Annotated in this window: 19 protein-coding genes and 1 tRNA gene; 19 read left to right on the top strand and 1 reads right to left on the bottom strand. The window is 37.7% G+C overall.

Annotated elements, in window-relative coordinates; all coding sequences use genetic code 11:
• The first annotated feature begins 3 nt into the window (after positions 1 to 3).
• The 19 genes from T375_RS12645 to T375_RS12565 all read left to right on the top strand — a co-directional run bounded on the left by T375_RS12645 (position 4) and on the right by T375_RS12565 (position 12,591).
• A complete protein-coding gene (locus T375_RS12645; RefSeq protein WP_044939214.1) occupies positions 4 to 879 on the top strand; it encodes a PSP1 domain-containing protein in 876 nt (291 codons plus the stop codon).
• A complete protein-coding gene (locus T375_RS12640) occupies positions 879 to 1,622 on the top strand; it encodes a tRNA1(Val) (adenine(37)-N6)-methyltransferase (RefSeq protein ID WP_044939211.1) in 744 nt (247 codons plus the stop codon). The genes T375_RS12645 and T375_RS12640 overlap by 1 nt, the downstream gene beginning before the upstream one ends.
• Before the next feature lie 24 nt (positions 1,623 to 1,646).
• The gene (rsmI, locus tag T375_RS12635) at positions 1,647 to 2,492 is read left to right on the top strand and encodes a 16S rRNA (cytidine(1402)-2'-O)-methyltransferase (protein WP_044939209.1); all 846 of its coding nucleotides are present in this window, start codon (positions 1,647 to 1,649) and stop codon (positions 2,490 to 2,492) included.
• A 16-nt stretch (positions 2,493 to 2,508) separates the two neighbouring features.
• Positions 2,509 to 2,967 carry a divergent PAP2 family protein gene (locus T375_RS12630; protein WP_044939208.1) on the top strand — a complete coding sequence of 153 codons (459 nt, stop codon included), beginning with the start codon at positions 2,509 to 2,511 and terminating at the stop codon, positions 2,965 to 2,967.
• A 23-nt stretch (positions 2,968 to 2,990) separates the two neighbouring features.
• Positions 2,991 to 3,749 (top strand): NAD-dependent protein deacylase, encoded by a 759-nt coding sequence (locus T375_RS12625; RefSeq protein ID WP_090481942.1) that lies wholly within the window; start codon positions 2,991 to 2,993, stop codon positions 3,747 to 3,749.
• Positions 3,750 to 3,907: 158 nt separating this feature from the next.
• Positions 3,908 to 4,198, top strand: a complete 291-nt coding sequence (gene rpsF / locus T375_RS12620; protein WP_044939204.1) for a 30S ribosomal protein S6 — start codon at positions 3,908 to 3,910, stop codon at positions 4,196 to 4,198.
• Positions 4,199 to 4,222: 24 nt separating this feature from the next.
• Positions 4,223 to 4,663 carry a single-stranded DNA-binding protein gene (locus tag T375_RS12615; protein ID WP_033152471.1) on the top strand — a complete coding sequence of 147 codons (441 nt, stop codon included), beginning with the start codon at positions 4,223 to 4,225 and terminating at the stop codon, positions 4,661 to 4,663.
• A gap of 46 nt (positions 4,664 to 4,709) precedes the next feature.
• A complete protein-coding gene (rpsR, locus tag T375_RS12610) occupies positions 4,710 to 4,964 on the top strand; it encodes a 30S ribosomal protein S18 (protein ID WP_028234190.1) in 255 nt (84 codons plus the stop codon).
• Positions 4,965 to 5,228: 264 nt separating this feature from the next.
• Complete coding sequence (locus T375_RS12605; protein ID WP_242839287.1) at positions 5,229 to 7,436, top strand: EAL domain-containing protein; 2,208 nt, start codon at positions 5,229 to 5,231, stop codon at positions 7,434 to 7,436.
• A 21-nt stretch (positions 7,437 to 7,457) separates the two neighbouring features.
• Positions 7,458 to 7,634 carry a DUF6465 family protein gene (locus T375_RS13665; protein WP_155952525.1) on the top strand — a complete coding sequence of 59 codons (177 nt, stop codon included), beginning with the start codon at positions 7,458 to 7,460 and terminating at the stop codon, positions 7,632 to 7,634.
• A 436-nt stretch (positions 7,635 to 8,070) separates the two neighbouring features.
• Positions 8,071 to 8,730 carry a PIN domain-containing protein gene (locus T375_RS12600; RefSeq protein WP_044939199.1) on the top strand — a complete coding sequence of 220 codons (660 nt, stop codon included), beginning with the start codon at positions 8,071 to 8,073 and terminating at the stop codon, positions 8,728 to 8,730.
• A 307-nt stretch (positions 8,731 to 9,037) separates the two neighbouring features.
• Complete coding sequence (locus T375_RS12595; protein WP_044939194.1) at positions 9,038 to 9,520, top strand: GNAT family N-acetyltransferase; 483 nt, start codon at positions 9,038 to 9,040, stop codon at positions 9,518 to 9,520.
• A 41-nt stretch (positions 9,521 to 9,561) separates the two neighbouring features.
• A complete protein-coding gene (locus tag T375_RS12590; protein WP_044939190.1) occupies positions 9,562 to 10,095 on the top strand; it encodes a histidine phosphatase family protein in 534 nt (177 codons plus the stop codon).
• Between the two features lie 47 nt (positions 10,096 to 10,142).
• Positions 10,143 to 10,520, top strand: a complete 378-nt coding sequence (locus T375_RS12585; RefSeq protein WP_044939187.1) for a hypothetical protein — start codon at positions 10,143 to 10,145, stop codon at positions 10,518 to 10,520.
• A 28-nt stretch (positions 10,521 to 10,548) separates the two neighbouring features.
• Positions 10,549 to 10,704, top strand: coding sequence for a hypothetical protein (locus T375_RS13660; RefSeq protein ID WP_155952524.1), 156 nt, complete (start codon positions 10,549 to 10,551; stop codon positions 10,702 to 10,704).
• Between the two features lie 18 nt (positions 10,705 to 10,722).
• The gene (locus T375_RS12580; protein WP_044939184.1) at positions 10,723 to 11,466 is read left to right on the top strand and encodes a CPBP family intramembrane glutamic endopeptidase; all 744 of its coding nucleotides are present in this window, start codon (positions 10,723 to 10,725) and stop codon (positions 11,464 to 11,466) included.
• 36 nt (positions 11,467 to 11,502) lie between these two features.
• Positions 11,503 to 11,575, top strand: a tRNA-Pro gene (locus T375_RS12575).
• Positions 11,576 to 11,671: 96 nt separating this feature from the next.
• On the top strand, positions 11,672 to 12,145 hold the full coding sequence (locus tag T375_RS12570; protein ID WP_044939181.1) for a MazG nucleotide pyrophosphohydrolase domain-containing protein: 474 nt from the start codon (positions 11,672 to 11,674) through the stop codon (positions 12,143 to 12,145).
• 2 nt (positions 12,146 to 12,147) lie between these two features.
• Positions 12,148 to 12,591, top strand: coding sequence for a GNAT family N-acetyltransferase (locus T375_RS12565; RefSeq protein WP_044939179.1), 444 nt, complete (start codon positions 12,148 to 12,150; stop codon positions 12,589 to 12,591).
• 16 nt (positions 12,592 to 12,607) lie between these two features.
• Here the strand turns inward: T375_RS12565 and T375_RS12560 are convergent, their stop codons facing one another.
• Positions 12,608 to 13,135 carry a hypothetical protein gene (locus T375_RS12560; RefSeq protein ID WP_044939177.1) on the bottom strand — a complete coding sequence of 176 codons (528 nt, stop codon included), beginning with the start codon at positions 13,133 to 13,135 and terminating at the stop codon, positions 12,608 to 12,610.
• Positions 13,136 to 13,250 lie beyond the last annotated feature (115 nt).

Here is a 13,250-nt window from a genome sequence, read left to right as displayed (position 1 = left end):
TAGATGATAAAGGTTATTGGAGTACGCTTCAGAGGAGGCGGAAAAGTATATTATTTTGATCCAAACGGCATAGAGCTTAAGCGTGAGGATCAGGTTATTGTTGAAACAGTTCGCGGTGTTGAAATCGGAACAGTTTTACTTGTAGACAAGGAGATTTCGGATGATGAGGTTCCAGGACCTATCAAGAAAATCATCCGCAAGGCTACAGAAGAAGATGCTAAAAAGGCTATCAAGAACATTGAAAAAGAAAAAGAGGCCATGCGAATTTGCGAGGAGAAAATCGCAAAGCGTGAGCTTGAAATGAAGTTAGTTGGTGCCGAGTACACATTCGACAACAACAAGCTTATTTTCTATTTCACAGCAGATGGACGTATCGATTTCAGAGAGCTTGTAAAGGATCTTGCAGCAGTGTTCCATACACGTATCGAGCTTCGTCAGATTGGTGTTCGTGACGAGACAAAGCTTATGGGCGGTATCGGAATCTGCGGTAGAGAGCTCTGCTGTAAAAGCTGGTTGGGAGATTTTGTTCCAGTATCAATCAAGATGGCAAAGGAGCAGAACCTTTCACTTAACCCTACAAAAATCTCAGGACTTTGCGGTAGACTTATGTGCTGCCTAAAGAACGAGCAGGAGACATACGAATACCTTAACAGCCGCCTTCCAGGAATCAATGATTCAGTTACAACTCCTGAGGGAATCAAGGGTACAGTTCAGTCAGTAAACGTTCTTCGCCAGACTGTCCGCGTTCTTTTTGAAGATGGCGATTTAAAAGAGGTAAAGGATTATCCTACATCAGTTCTTAAGTTTAAGCCTCGTAAGAAAAAGGTACAGGTTTCTAAGGAAGAGGCAAAGGAACTTGCCGACCTGGAGGATAATTAATGAATAATCTGTTGCAGGAAGACGAGCGACTAGATGATTTACAAATAAATGGATATCAAATAATTCAGCATCCTGACAAATTCTGTTTTGGCATGGATGCTGTCTTGCTATCGGGCTTTGCTAGTGTCAAGGAAGGAGAAAGAGTGCTGGATTTGGGAACGGGCACAGGAATTCTGCCTATTCTTCTTGAAGCCAAGACCGAAGGAAAGCATTTCACTGGCCTTGAAATTCAGCCTGAAAGTGCAGATATGGCACGACGTTCAGTATTGTTTAATCATCTGGAAGAGAAAATTGATATAATAGAAGGTGACATCAAAAGTGCTAGTGAAATCTTTGGGAAAGCTTCCATGGATGTTGTCACCAGCAATCCACCATACATGACAAATCATCATGGATTAAAGAATCCAAACGACGCAAAAGCTATAGCTCGACACGAGCTGCTTTGCACCCTGGATGATGTGGTGAGAGAAACAGCAGCTGTTTTAAGGCAGCGAGGCAGATGTTATTTTGTACATAGACCATCACGCATAGTAGAAATCTTTGAAGCCATGAGAAAGTACAAGCTTGAGCCAAAGAGGATGCGCCTGGTTTACCCATACGTGGACAAGGAACCAAACATGGTTCTGATAGAAGGTGTGCGTGGCGGCGGAGCCCAGCTTACAGTGGAGGCGCCATTGATTGTTTACAAGGAGCCAGGCCAGTACACAGATGAAATCTACGAGATATACGGATTAGATAAATAATTATCTTCCAATAGGAGATTATAAATGTCACAGACAGGAACAGTATATTTAGTTGCAACTCCAATAGGAAACCTTGAGGATATGACTTTTAGAGCAGTAAGAATCCTCAAAGAGGTGGATTTAATTGCAGCAGAAGATACAAGAAATTCAATAAAGCTATTAAATCATTTTGAAATAGACACACCTATGACCAGCTACCACGAGTTCAATAAAGTGGAGAAGGCCATCACTTTAATAGAAAAATTAAAAGAAGGTCAGAACATTGCGGTAATCACGGACGCAGGCACACCTGGCATATCAGACCCAGGGGAAGAGCTTGTTAGGATGTGTTACGACGAGGGAATCGAGGTCACATCGGTCCCAGGTCCAGCAGCATGTATCACAGCTGTTACCATGTCTGGCCAGGCCTGTAGACGATTCGCTTTTGAGGCATTTCTTCCAAAAGACAAAAAAGAACGTCGCAGAGTCTTAGAGGAGACCAAAAACGAGACAAGAACTGTCATTATTTACGAAGCACCACATCATTTGATAGGCACATTAAAAGAGCTTGCAGAGGTCCTTGGTGAGGATAGAGGCATCACTCTTTGTAGGGAGCTTACAAAGAAGCACGAAGAAAAAGAGAAGACCACAATCGGTGGAGCTTTAAAATCCTACGAGACCAAAGAGCCTAGAGGAGAGTACGTTCTTGTTATAGCTGGCAAATCTAAAGCAGAGGTTTTAGAAGAAGCAAGAGCGGCATATGAGGACATGACCATTGAAGAGCACATGGATATGTACTTAAGCAAGGGCATGGATAAAAAGGAAGCCATGAAGGCAGTGGCAAAAGATAGAGGAGTCAGCAAGCGAGATATTTACAACGCTTTGCTATAGGAGATAGGAGAATATAATGCATTTCATCGTGGATTTGTTTACAAACAAGATTTTTTTAGCACCTGCAGCAGGATGGTTTATTGCGCAGATTATTAAAATCATTATTGATACTGTAAAATCAGGTTTTTGCAAGGAGAGACTATACGGCGGAGGGGGAATGCCAAGCTCTCACTCAGCCACAGTTACAGCGCTTATGGTTGTGACTGGCGCAATTTACGGGGCTTCCTCATTTGAATTCGTAATGGCATTATTCTTTGGAATCGTTGTCATTTATGATGCAAGAGGAGTTCGATTTGAAACACAGCGCCAGGGCAAGGCACTGAACAATCTTAACGAAGAGCGTAAGGAAGAAGGCAAGCAGCCACTTGATATCAACAGATTTAAGGAAAAGATGGGTCACACCATTCCAGAAATTGCTGTTGGAATACTCATCGGAATCATCTGTGCTGCAGTTGTTTTACACCTTAACATTTAGAATTTAAGAAGGGGGGAAATGTTTTGGATAAAATTGAAGAACTGAAAAATATGATAGAAGATTCGTCGAAAATCGTATTTTTTGGCGGAGCAGGAGTATCCACAGAAAGTGGAATTCCAGACTTCAGAAGCAAGGACGGTTTGTACAATCAGCATGATGTCAGATTCGATATGTACCAGCCAGAGTATCTACTTAGTCACAGTTGTCTGATTAGGGAGCCAAAGGTTTATTTCGAATTTCATCGTCAAAAGATGGATACGCGAAACATCGAGCCAAACAATGCTCATAAATATCTGGCAAAGCTTGAAGAAATGGGTAAGCTCACAGGCGTGGTTACTCAAAATATCGACGGCCTACACCAGAAGGCTGGCAGTAAGAAAGTCTATGAAATCCACGGCAGTGCACTTCGTAATTACTGTATGAACTGTGGAACCAGCTATCCAGTAGATTTCATTTTCGATTCAGAGGATGAGATCCCAAAGTGCGATTATTGCGGTGGCACAGTCAGGGCTGATATCACTCTTTACGAAGAGGGATTGCCTGAGGATGCAGTGGAAGGCGCAATCAGAGCCATTTCAGAAGCAGATATGATGATAATTGGCGGAACATCACTTACAGTGTATCCGGCAGCATCATTTGTTAATTATTTCAGAGGAAAATATCTGGTAATAATCAATCAAACCGATTTATCCGTTCGCAGAGCAGAGAACACACTGGTGATTACCGACAGAATCGGACAGGTGTTTACAGAATTAGCAAAGCTTCAGGGAATAGAATTGTAATTCACTGAGAATAATACAAAAAATACAATAAAAATTCAGTTAAGCCTTGAAAAACGCACAGCTTCATGCTATTATCTTAATTCGTGGTATAAAACATTTATATCCTTGCTAGGCTAGCATTGCTAGTTTGGCCAATAGACCAAAAGGAGGTAGAAAGCATGAACAAGTATGAATTAGCACTCGTTGTTAATGCGAAGATCGAAGACGATGCAAGAACTGCCACAGTTGAAAAGGCAAAGGAGTATATCACTCGCTTTGGTGGACAGATCTCAGACGTCGATGATTGGGGCAAGAAGAGACTTGCTTATGACATTCAGAAGATGAATGAAGGATACTATTACTTCATCCACTTCGATGCTGAGCCAGGCGTACCTGCTCAGATCGAGGAGAATGTTCGCATCATGGACAACGTACTTCGATTCTTATGCGTTAGAGCTGACGAGGCTTAATAGTATAAGATAAGGAGATTAATTATGAATAAAGTTATTCTTATGGGACGTCTCACAAGAGACCCAGAAGTTCGTTACGGTGGAGCAAACAACAGCGCTGTTGCAAGATTTTCATTAGCAGTTGATCGTAGATTTAAGCGTGATGGAGATGAGCAGACAGCTGATTTCATTAACTGTGTTGCATTTGGCAAGACAGGTGAGTTCCTTGAGAAGTATGCTCGCAAGGGCACAAAGTTCGTAGTTGAAGGTCGTATTCAGACAGGCAGCTACACAAACAAGGACGGCCAGAAGGTTTACACTACCGATGTTGTATGTGAGAATGTTGAGTTCGCAGAGAGCAAGAATTCTCAGGGCGGCGGAAACAGCAGCTTCGACGGTGGCGCAGGTTTCGCACCAAGCTCAGATGCAGGCGACGGCTTCATGAATATCCCTGATGGAATTGACGAGGAATTACCGTTCAACTAAGTCAAGGCAACGAAAGCTTTGACTAACATCTATAGGAGGTTAAATCATGGCTTTTAATAAGACAGGCGATGGTCAGCAGAGAAGAAGACCAATGCATAGAAGAAAGAAAGTCTGTGTTTTCTGTGGTAAAGATAACGTTATCGACTACAAGGATACAGCAAAGCTTAAGAAGTACATTTCTGAGCGTGGAAAGATTCTTCCACGTCGTATCACAGGCACATGTGCTAAGCACCAGAGAGCTCTTACAGTAGCTATCAAGCGTGCTCGTCACGTTGCACTTATGCCATATGTACAGGATTAATTCTTGATATGATTATAAAGCACTTTCTAGGGAAACCTAGAGAGTGCTTTTTTATGTTTAAACATCTAAATCAGCCTTCCATAACTTGTTACTGGCTTTCTGAATTTTGCAGGATATAGCAAAGAAATAAGTGGTTAATATAATTATCGACTTTTTTATTCAAAGCCTAGTTTTTAGTAGGTCATAAATTTTCCTCAATTTTGTTGTACAATCACCATATACAATTATGTCCAAGGATGGTATCAACCTATGAAGCTTAGTCCTATGAGAAAAATTATATCTATAAATATTATTTCGCTAATTCTTGCTATCCCATTTTTTATATCCGGGGTTTCTTTTGCTGCTTCAAGCAATGAGAATACCATCATTGTCGGCGTTCCAGTGGATAGATGCCCTATGATTTATATAGATGATTCTGATGGTGCAATCATTGGAATTGGACCAGAATTACTTCGTATTGCCTGTGAGAATATCGGTTATAACGTAGAATTTATTGCTATGGAAGAATCTTCACTAAAGGATGCGCTAGATAATACCTCCTATGATATAGTCATGCCTTTAGGAAGCGAAATTGAAAGTGCATCTGGACAGTCATCAATCGTTTCTGACGATTTAATGCTAACTCCTCTCACTGTTGTAACTTCTGAGGGAGATAATGTATCAGACATTAATCATGCAAAAATTGGAATGCTTCAGTCTCAAGCTGGTATAGCAGACACAGTAAAAAGCCTATATCCAGATATTGAAGTCATACTGTATAAAGATATGGCCAAGTGTGTAGACGCCCTACGTAAAGACGAAGTTGACGCATTACTTCATAATTCCTACGTTTGGAGTTATGTCCTTCAGAAGCCTTCATATATCGATTTGCATGTTCAACCAACTACAATGCTTTCTATTGAATTTAGAGTTGGTGCTTTAGATACACCTGAAAATCAGGCTCTTATAGAAAAACTTAATGAAGGTATTGCTATGATTAGTGATACCCAGCGTCAGGCTGTTATTTTAGATTATACTTCTCGTAAACTGTACAAATATGATGTACAGGACTACCTTTACGCCGATAGATATGTCTTTATCATGTGTGCAATTGTAATTGTTCTTGTAGCACTTCACTTTCTAGCAAAGCAACAACTGTTAAAGAAAAGAACCAAAAATCAAATTCGCCAAATGATAGACTATGACTCACTTACTGGTGCTCTTAGTATGGCCGGATTCCGTGAAAAAGTAAAAGAACTACTACTGGAAAATCCTTCCACTCCATATATTATTTCTTACAACAACATTAAGAATTTCAAATTCATAAATGACAAAATGGGAATGAACTCTGCTGATGAACTTCTATGCTTCTGGGTAGAAAAATCATTGGAGTATTTCTCTGACAAAGAGGCTATGGCCAGAATTGATGCAGATCATTTTGCTGTTTTATGCTGCCTACCTGATGACAACGGTTTCGAAGCAATGGAAACAAATGTATTTGAACCAGTCAAAAAATATTATATTAATCAGGGCAACGACTATGAAGTTCAGATATCCAGTGGTCTTTATGTCTTAACTCCTGAAGATTATAAAAATATTAACGTTGATAAGATGCTAGACTGTGCTAGATTAGCTGAAAAGAAAGCACATCTATCTATTAACGGGGGGTACGAAGTATATAACATAGATCAATGGGAAGCAGGAAGACTGCTTTCAGATATCTGCGGTCATTTTTCTACTGCTGTAAAACAGAATGAAATAAAAGTCTGGTATCAACCTCAAGTCAACTATAGAACTGGTGAAATCATAGGCGCAGAAGCTCTCTGTAGATGGAACCACGAAAAGCTAGGTTGGTTGAGCCCAGGTCAATTTATCCCAATGCTAGAACAAACTGGTCTCATCTACGATTTAGATTGTCTAGTTTGGGAAATAGTTTGCAAAGATATTCATAGATGGAACGAGCAAGGATTTAAACGTTCTATATCAGTTAACCTATCTAGATTTGATATAGAAAAGAACAAAAACATCTCAAAGCACTTCAAGAATCTTATCGAAAAGTACGATATTGAACCTTCTCAGCTAAGAATAGAAATCACTGAGAGTGCCTATGCTGATGATAACGAATTACTATTAGAGACAACTGCTCAGCTACAGGATATAGGATTTGAAGTTGAAATGGATGACTTTGGCAGTGGCTATTCATCCCTAAATATGCTTACAGAAATTCCAGTTGATGGAATTAAACTTGATTATGTTTTCCTAAAAAATACTAAGAACTTTGAGAAAAGCAAAATTGTGGTCAAGCATATCCTACAAATGCTTCGTAACCTAAAATATAAATATATTGCTGAAGGCGTGGAAACTAAAGAACAAGCCGATTTTCTTATTGCTATAGACTGTGAACGAATGCAAGGCTTCTACTTCTACAAGCCAATGCCTGTAGAAGAATTTGAAATTCTCGATTTCGATAACATAAACAATAGACCACACTAATAAAAAATCTAATATTTTTCCATGGTCGGAATTAATTTTGCATTCACAGAGGCTGATTGCCTAAAGAAAGCACAAGCTCAATTCAAGAGAGACTACAAGAGCGTTGAGCTCACAGGTATCAGCATTTATATTAAGCCTAAAGAACATAGAATCTACTTTGTTGCTAACGGAGATAAAGTTGGTTCTACAGAGTTGTAATATTGTATTATAGGCTGCCGATGGCAGCCTTTTCTCATGGACTATCTTTCATTAATAGGATCAATACTGATATTCTGTGTGGGCTTAAATTTTTTTGGGGGCAAAGAGATTATGGGTTTTGTTATATTCTTGTAGGAAAATTGTAGGGTTTATGTAAGGGCCCAGAGTCTTTTTCTATGCAATAAATATATAAAAATATATGGGCATTACCATTTGGTAGTGCTCTTTTTTTATACAAAGGTTGTCATAGCAACAACCTTTTGTTGTCGGTTCATACATCGAACTAATAGGTATTACTGGTTATTATAAAGAAGTTAAGAAATCACTTTGAAATAGTCTTTAAATAGCTTTAAGTAGTTATACTGTCGTTATATATGGACATATGTATTCTTCAAAATAGTAAGCATAGACAAGTTGTGTTATCTAGGAGGAAGAAATGACAATACTAGTAGATTACGAAAATGTAACAAATCATAATGGACTCAAAGGATTAGAGTATGTGAATGATAAGGATATCTTGATAATTTTTTATTCTGCCGCGTGTAAGAGTATTAGGAAGGGTGACGTAACCTTAATTGAGCAAAGTGGTTGCAAATGGAGTACATATAAGTTACAAGCTCCTGGAAAGAATGCATTAGATTTTTATATATCAGTACAGGCTGGAATATTAGCGGAGCAGGGAGAAAGACATATTGCCATTATTAGTAACGACAAAGGCTTTAAGGCAGTTGTTGATTTTGTAAACATAAAATATAAATCAGATGGCATGATTATTGTTAAAGCACCAACAATTGAAGCTGCAATTTCTGCTATGAATGATCCTGATGATAATAAGCGAAAAGCCCTTGTAGATTCAAAAATGGCATTATTAAATATAGAAGAAGAGTTTGCCAAATATCAAGAAAAAGAGAGACTATGCCAAAAAATAAAGTATGCATTTGATGATACAGAATATGAAAATCTTGTAGATGAAATAATATCGTTTGTATCTATACATGATAAAGTCCAGAAAAAGCAAATGTATGCAGATTCTATGCATGTATTCGGAAGAGATAGCGGAAGAGAAATCTATAATATTATCAAAGAAGTGGTATAAAAAGAAGTTTAATAGGCAAGAGCAGATAATCATTTTATATGTTCTTATACAATAGATTCAATGATGGTATTAAGTTTTTTCATATGTGACGATATTATAACATGCTTCACATACAAAGCTGACTGAAAAACTTTATGATAGAAGAAAGATAAAAGAGAACTACCCTAAAGATTTTATGTTGGATATTGAAGAATTAAGAAGTTATATTATTGGAAATAGTAAAGAAGAATAGTTGTAGTTGCAAGTTGGCAGTCACAACATATAAAATATTTAGAAATGTAGCTAGAACAATTACTGGGAGGAAAAGATGTTAAGGCTTGAAAAAGTAAACGGGAATAATGTATGGGACATATTAAAACTTACTGTCAATGATTCGCAAAAAGAGTTTGTAGCTAGTAATGAGATAAGTATAATTGAGGCTTATACAGCTATTACTGCTCATGGATATGCTTATCCTTTTGGAATATATGATAGTGATGAGTTAGTTGGATTTCTTATGATTGGTTTTGATAAGGATGATTATTGGAATGATGCACCAGAAATAGCTACTAGTAATTATAATTTATGGCGATTGATGATAGATAAGGAACATCAACACAAGGGATATGGTAAACAAGCAGTAAAACTTGGACTTGATTTTATTAAGACATATCCATGTGGTCCTGCTGAATATTGTTGGTTATCTTATGAACCAGAGAATCAAGTTGCAAAGGATTTATATGCATCATATGGATTTGTTGAGACTGGTGATATGGATGGAGAAGAGATTATTGCAGTACTAAAATTATAAAAGAAAAGCATTAATTGTAAAGAATTAGGAAGTATATAAACATGGATCATTTTTATTTTATTAGACACGGAGAAACTGTTTGGAACGTAGAAAATAAGATTTGCGGTGAAACAGACATCGAGCTTACAGAAAAAGGGCATGAGCAAGCCATAGAAACTGGTAAAAAGATATTAGAGCAGGGAATTACTGCGGATGTAATCCTGGCATCACCTCTTGTAAGAGCAAAAGAAACAGCAAGACACATCTCTGAGATTACAGGAATACCTATGGAAATAGAGCCAAGGCTCAAAGAGCAGAATTTTGGAAGATATGAGTCTACGCCAAGAGATGGAGCAGAATTCCACGAAGCAAAAAAGGATATGGCAAGCAGATTTGGAACTGGTGAATCTATGCTTCATCTTGCTCAGAGAATATACAATCTTATAGATGATATAAAGGCATCAGATAGAGAGGTCATATTGGTAGCCCATAATGGAATTGCAAGAATGGTGGAATCCTACTTTACAGAAATGACAAATGAGGAGTTTTCATCTTGTGGAATCAAAAACTGTGAGGTTAAGAGATACGATTTTTAATATAAGTCAGTAATTATAACATCATGAAAGTTGAGGGGGATAGAATTATGAATAAGAAACTTAGCATAGCACATTTATTGATTATAGTAGCCTGGCTCATTCCTTATATTCCATTATTGGAACTACGTCAGATTGTAACGCCTTTCGTAGTAACGGTTGTTTTCATATTTATTGATGTAGTTAAAAGTAATGCACATAAGGAATATAATCAATATATTTTTAAAGTATTATGTGCCAATATCGTAGGAATGATAATTACGACATTAGAGTATGAATTCTCGAACTATGCATTTTGGCAGGATGCTAACTTTGGACCAGGGATGGGAATTGTCTTTGCTGGGATTTGGGATATTATATATTGTTTTTTATTGGCTATAGCACTTCTAATAGGTTATGTTGCAATCAAAATTAAGCTTAAAGCTTAATTGAATGAGTATAGTGTGTTATGGATAGGTGGCCATCAGAAGAATCAATGATGAAGCTCTCAAAGCTTACCAGGCTTCAAAACGTGGTGGATATGTACATTGCAGATTAGAGGATAATAATAGAATCACTATCAGTGGAGAAGCTACACTAGTTGCTATATCAGAGATTGCGGCTGAATTATAATTTACGAAGGGGCGCCTTATGAAAAGAACTAAAGCTATTTCCCTATATATCGCAGGAGCTTTAGGCCAGATTGCATTAGTATGTCTAGTTGTGTACCTGCTAAGGAATTTCGGATTTACGGTGGACTATACTTCACCATTAGGCATGATAGCTATTGCTATAGGTGGCATTTCATCAGCTTTATGGGGAATAATAGTTTCTTTAAAATATAGAAAAATAACTTTTAAAACAATCGTAGCTGATTTTTTCAATTTCAAGCAAAGCACAAAAGACTATCTACTGGTATTGATTTTTATATTCATCGATTTTCTACCAGTGATATTAGGTGGTGAATTTATAATTAATGCTTGGTATATTCCATTAATGATGTTTGTAAAACATATCGCATTTGGTGGACTTGAAGAGATTGGTTGGAGATATTTCTATCAGCCAGCATTACAAGAAAAGCTTAATTACATTTATTCAACGTTAATAACTTTTGTGTCATGGAGCATATGGCATTTCTTATACTTTTATATAGAAGGAACAATTGCTGGTGTAAGTGTAGTGCCTTTTCTTATTGGGTTATTAACAAACAGCTTTATTCTTTCAGCACTTTATGTAAAAACAAAGAATCTATGGCTATGCGTGATGACTCATTCTTTGATAAATGTATTCTCACAGTTAGCAATTGGTGGGGTTGAATATCTAGGCTATGTAAGTAAATTATTGATTATTTTAATAGCAATAAGAATTGCTTACAGTAGTAACAAAAAGATATAAGCCTGCAAGGAGTAATCTTTGCAGCTATTTACTTTACGGGGTGTGGCTCAGATGGTAGAGCGCTACATTCGGGATGTAGAAGTCGCGCGTTCAAATCGCGTCACTCCGATTATTAAAAAACTGGGAGGGAATTACTGATGGATATATCGACTCAAATCTATACTCCAAACACATTTGAATTCAAATATTTACAATGAGGTAAATCATGGCAGAAATCGATAGATTAAAAGGAATAGTAGAAACACTAAGAAGTGAAAATGGCTGCCCCTGGGATAGGGTACAAACCCATGAAAGCCTAAAGCCAGAAGTAATCGAAGAAGCTGCTGAGGTTGTCAGTGGAATAAACATCCTTGATAAAACGGGTGAGGCAGAAAATCTAAAAGAGGAACTTGGTGATCTGCTCCTTCAAGTAATGTTCCATTCTGTTATAGCAGAAGAGGAAGGCCTGTTTACATTTGAAGATGTAGCAAAGACTGTATCTGAAAAAATGGTCAGACGACACCCTCATGTCTTTGCTGGAGTAACCTATAACTCAAAGGAAGAACAGCATGCAGCCTGGGAAAAAATCAAAAAGGCTGAAAAAGCTGGTAAGGAATGGTACGCAGATTATCTTCCAGAAGCTTTTGAGGAAGCTAAAGAACTTATCGAAAAAGCTAAAGAGCGAAAGGGATATAAGTAGTAATGGAGATTATATTAGTAAATGAGAATGAGACATATTGGGATAAGCTAATAGCATTTTCTAGAAATTGCTCATGGAATCCAGGTAAGAATTTAGCTAATAGGATGGAAAAACATGACTTCAAAGATAAAGAGCAAATATTTGTTGCTATAGAGGCTAACCAGATAGCAGGATTTTGCGTTTTTGAAGAGAACGGATATATTCCACCTGAATATAATTACCACCCATTTATAAATCTAGTATTTGTAGATGAAGCATTTAGAGGAAAAAGAGTTTCAGAAAAGTTAATAGAAAAAGCCCTAAGTTATGGCAAAGAACTAGGATTAAATAAAGTTTATCTAAAAAGCGAACATCGTGGCCTATATGAAAAATATGGATTTAAAAAGATTGCAGATTTTACTCCTATTGTAGGTCTTGCAGATCAAATATTTGAAAAGAACCTATAAAAGAACTAAAAGGATTTTAAACACCCATATCGAAATTCATTCCAGAGAGGAGGCCAGCATCGGCTTCCTTTCTGTTTTTTTGATAAGGATTATCTTCGTTTGGATAGGCAATCTTAGTGTGGGTTGTGCCACCTGAGACATAGGTGCGGCCGCACTCAGGGCAGACAGCAGTATGGATAGAAACAGAGGCCTGAAGGACTTTGCCGCCACTTTCCTCAGCTTTGTCGTAGGCATTGTTTACGTGCTCTTGCTCATGGCCGCGGACACGAGCCGCAGCAGCATTAGGTGATATATGAGCAGCAGATTTAAAGGATACTTGCTCGTCAGATCCGTCTTGATATTTTCTGCTGGCGCAAGTTTCGCATTCAATTATGCCAGCTCGCTTTGCAGCGCGTTCGCTGGTAATATTCTTGGCCAAGGACTCATTTTTGCCCTCAGCACGCAGTTCATCTGCAATTTTAGAATCAACAGGAGTTGTAGCGCCAGAATTAAAAGAATTACTATATGGAGAAAAGTTAGTGTTTATGCCATTAATACCCAACATAGAATCACCACCTTAAAACGGACAAAGGTCATATATAAAGATAATAACATTAATGTACGTCTAAAGTATGAAGTTGTATAATAAGAGCTAAATTTAGCATTTTAGGGAGTTTGGA

The sequence above is a fragment of the Pseudobutyrivibrio sp. LB2011 genome (assembly GCF_000701765.1).
In the GTDB taxonomy this organism is placed as follows: domain Bacteria; phylum Bacillota; class Clostridia; order Lachnospirales; family Lachnospiraceae; genus Pseudobutyrivibrio; species Pseudobutyrivibrio ruminis.
The sequence above is the reverse complement of the archived record's forward strand: the minus strand, read 5'-3'. Positions and strand labels throughout refer to the sequence as shown.

Coding starts and splice junctions, on each gene's coding strand:
- T375_RS12640 (WP_044939211.1), top strand. CDS start 879: ATGAATAATCTGTTGCAGGAAGACGAGCGACTAGATGATTTACAAATA.
- rpsF (WP_044939204.1), top strand. CDS start 3,908: ATGAACAAGTATGAATTAGCACTCGTTGTTAATGCGAAGATCGAAGAC.
- T375_RS12560 (WP_044939177.1), bottom strand. CDS start 13,135: ATGTTGGGTATTAATGGCATAAACACTAACTTTTCTCCATATAGTAAT.
- T375_RS12615 (WP_033152471.1), top strand. CDS start 4,223: ATGAATAAAGTTATTCTTATGGGACGTCTCACAAGAGACCCAGAAGTT.
- T375_RS12570 (WP_044939181.1), top strand. CDS start 11,672: ATGGCAGAAATCGATAGATTAAAAGGAATAGTAGAAACACTAAGAAGT.
- T375_RS12645 (WP_044939214.1), top strand. CDS start 4: ATGATAAAGGTTATTGGAGTACGCTTCAGAGGAGGCGGAAAAGTATAT.
- rpsR (WP_028234190.1), top strand. CDS start 4,710: ATGGCTTTTAATAAGACAGGCGATGGTCAGCAGAGAAGAAGACCAATG.
- T375_RS12600 (WP_044939199.1), top strand. CDS start 8,071: ATGACAATACTAGTAGATTACGAAAATGTAACAAATCATAATGGACTC.
- T375_RS12590 (WP_044939190.1), top strand. CDS start 9,562: ATGGATCATTTTTATTTTATTAGACACGGAGAAACTGTTTGGAACGTA.
- T375_RS12630 (WP_044939208.1), top strand. CDS start 2,509: ATGCATTTCATCGTGGATTTGTTTACAAACAAGATTTTTTTAGCACCT.
- rsmI (WP_044939209.1), top strand. CDS start 1,647: ATGTCACAGACAGGAACAGTATATTTAGTTGCAACTCCAATAGGAAAC.
- T375_RS12580 (WP_044939184.1), top strand. CDS start 10,723: ATGAAAAGAACTAAAGCTATTTCCCTATATATCGCAGGAGCTTTAGGC.
- T375_RS12605 (WP_242839287.1), top strand. CDS start 5,229: ATGAGAAAAATTATATCTATAAATATTATTTCGCTAATTCTTGCTATC.
- T375_RS13665 (WP_155952525.1), top strand. CDS start 7,458: ATGGTCGGAATTAATTTTGCATTCACAGAGGCTGATTGCCTAAAGAAA.
- T375_RS12595 (WP_044939194.1), top strand. CDS start 9,038: ATGTTAAGGCTTGAAAAAGTAAACGGGAATAATGTATGGGACATATTA.
- T375_RS12585 (WP_044939187.1), top strand. CDS start 10,143: ATGAATAAGAAACTTAGCATAGCACATTTATTGATTATAGTAGCCTGG.
- T375_RS12565 (WP_044939179.1), top strand. CDS start 12,148: ATGGAGATTATATTAGTAAATGAGAATGAGACATATTGGGATAAGCTA.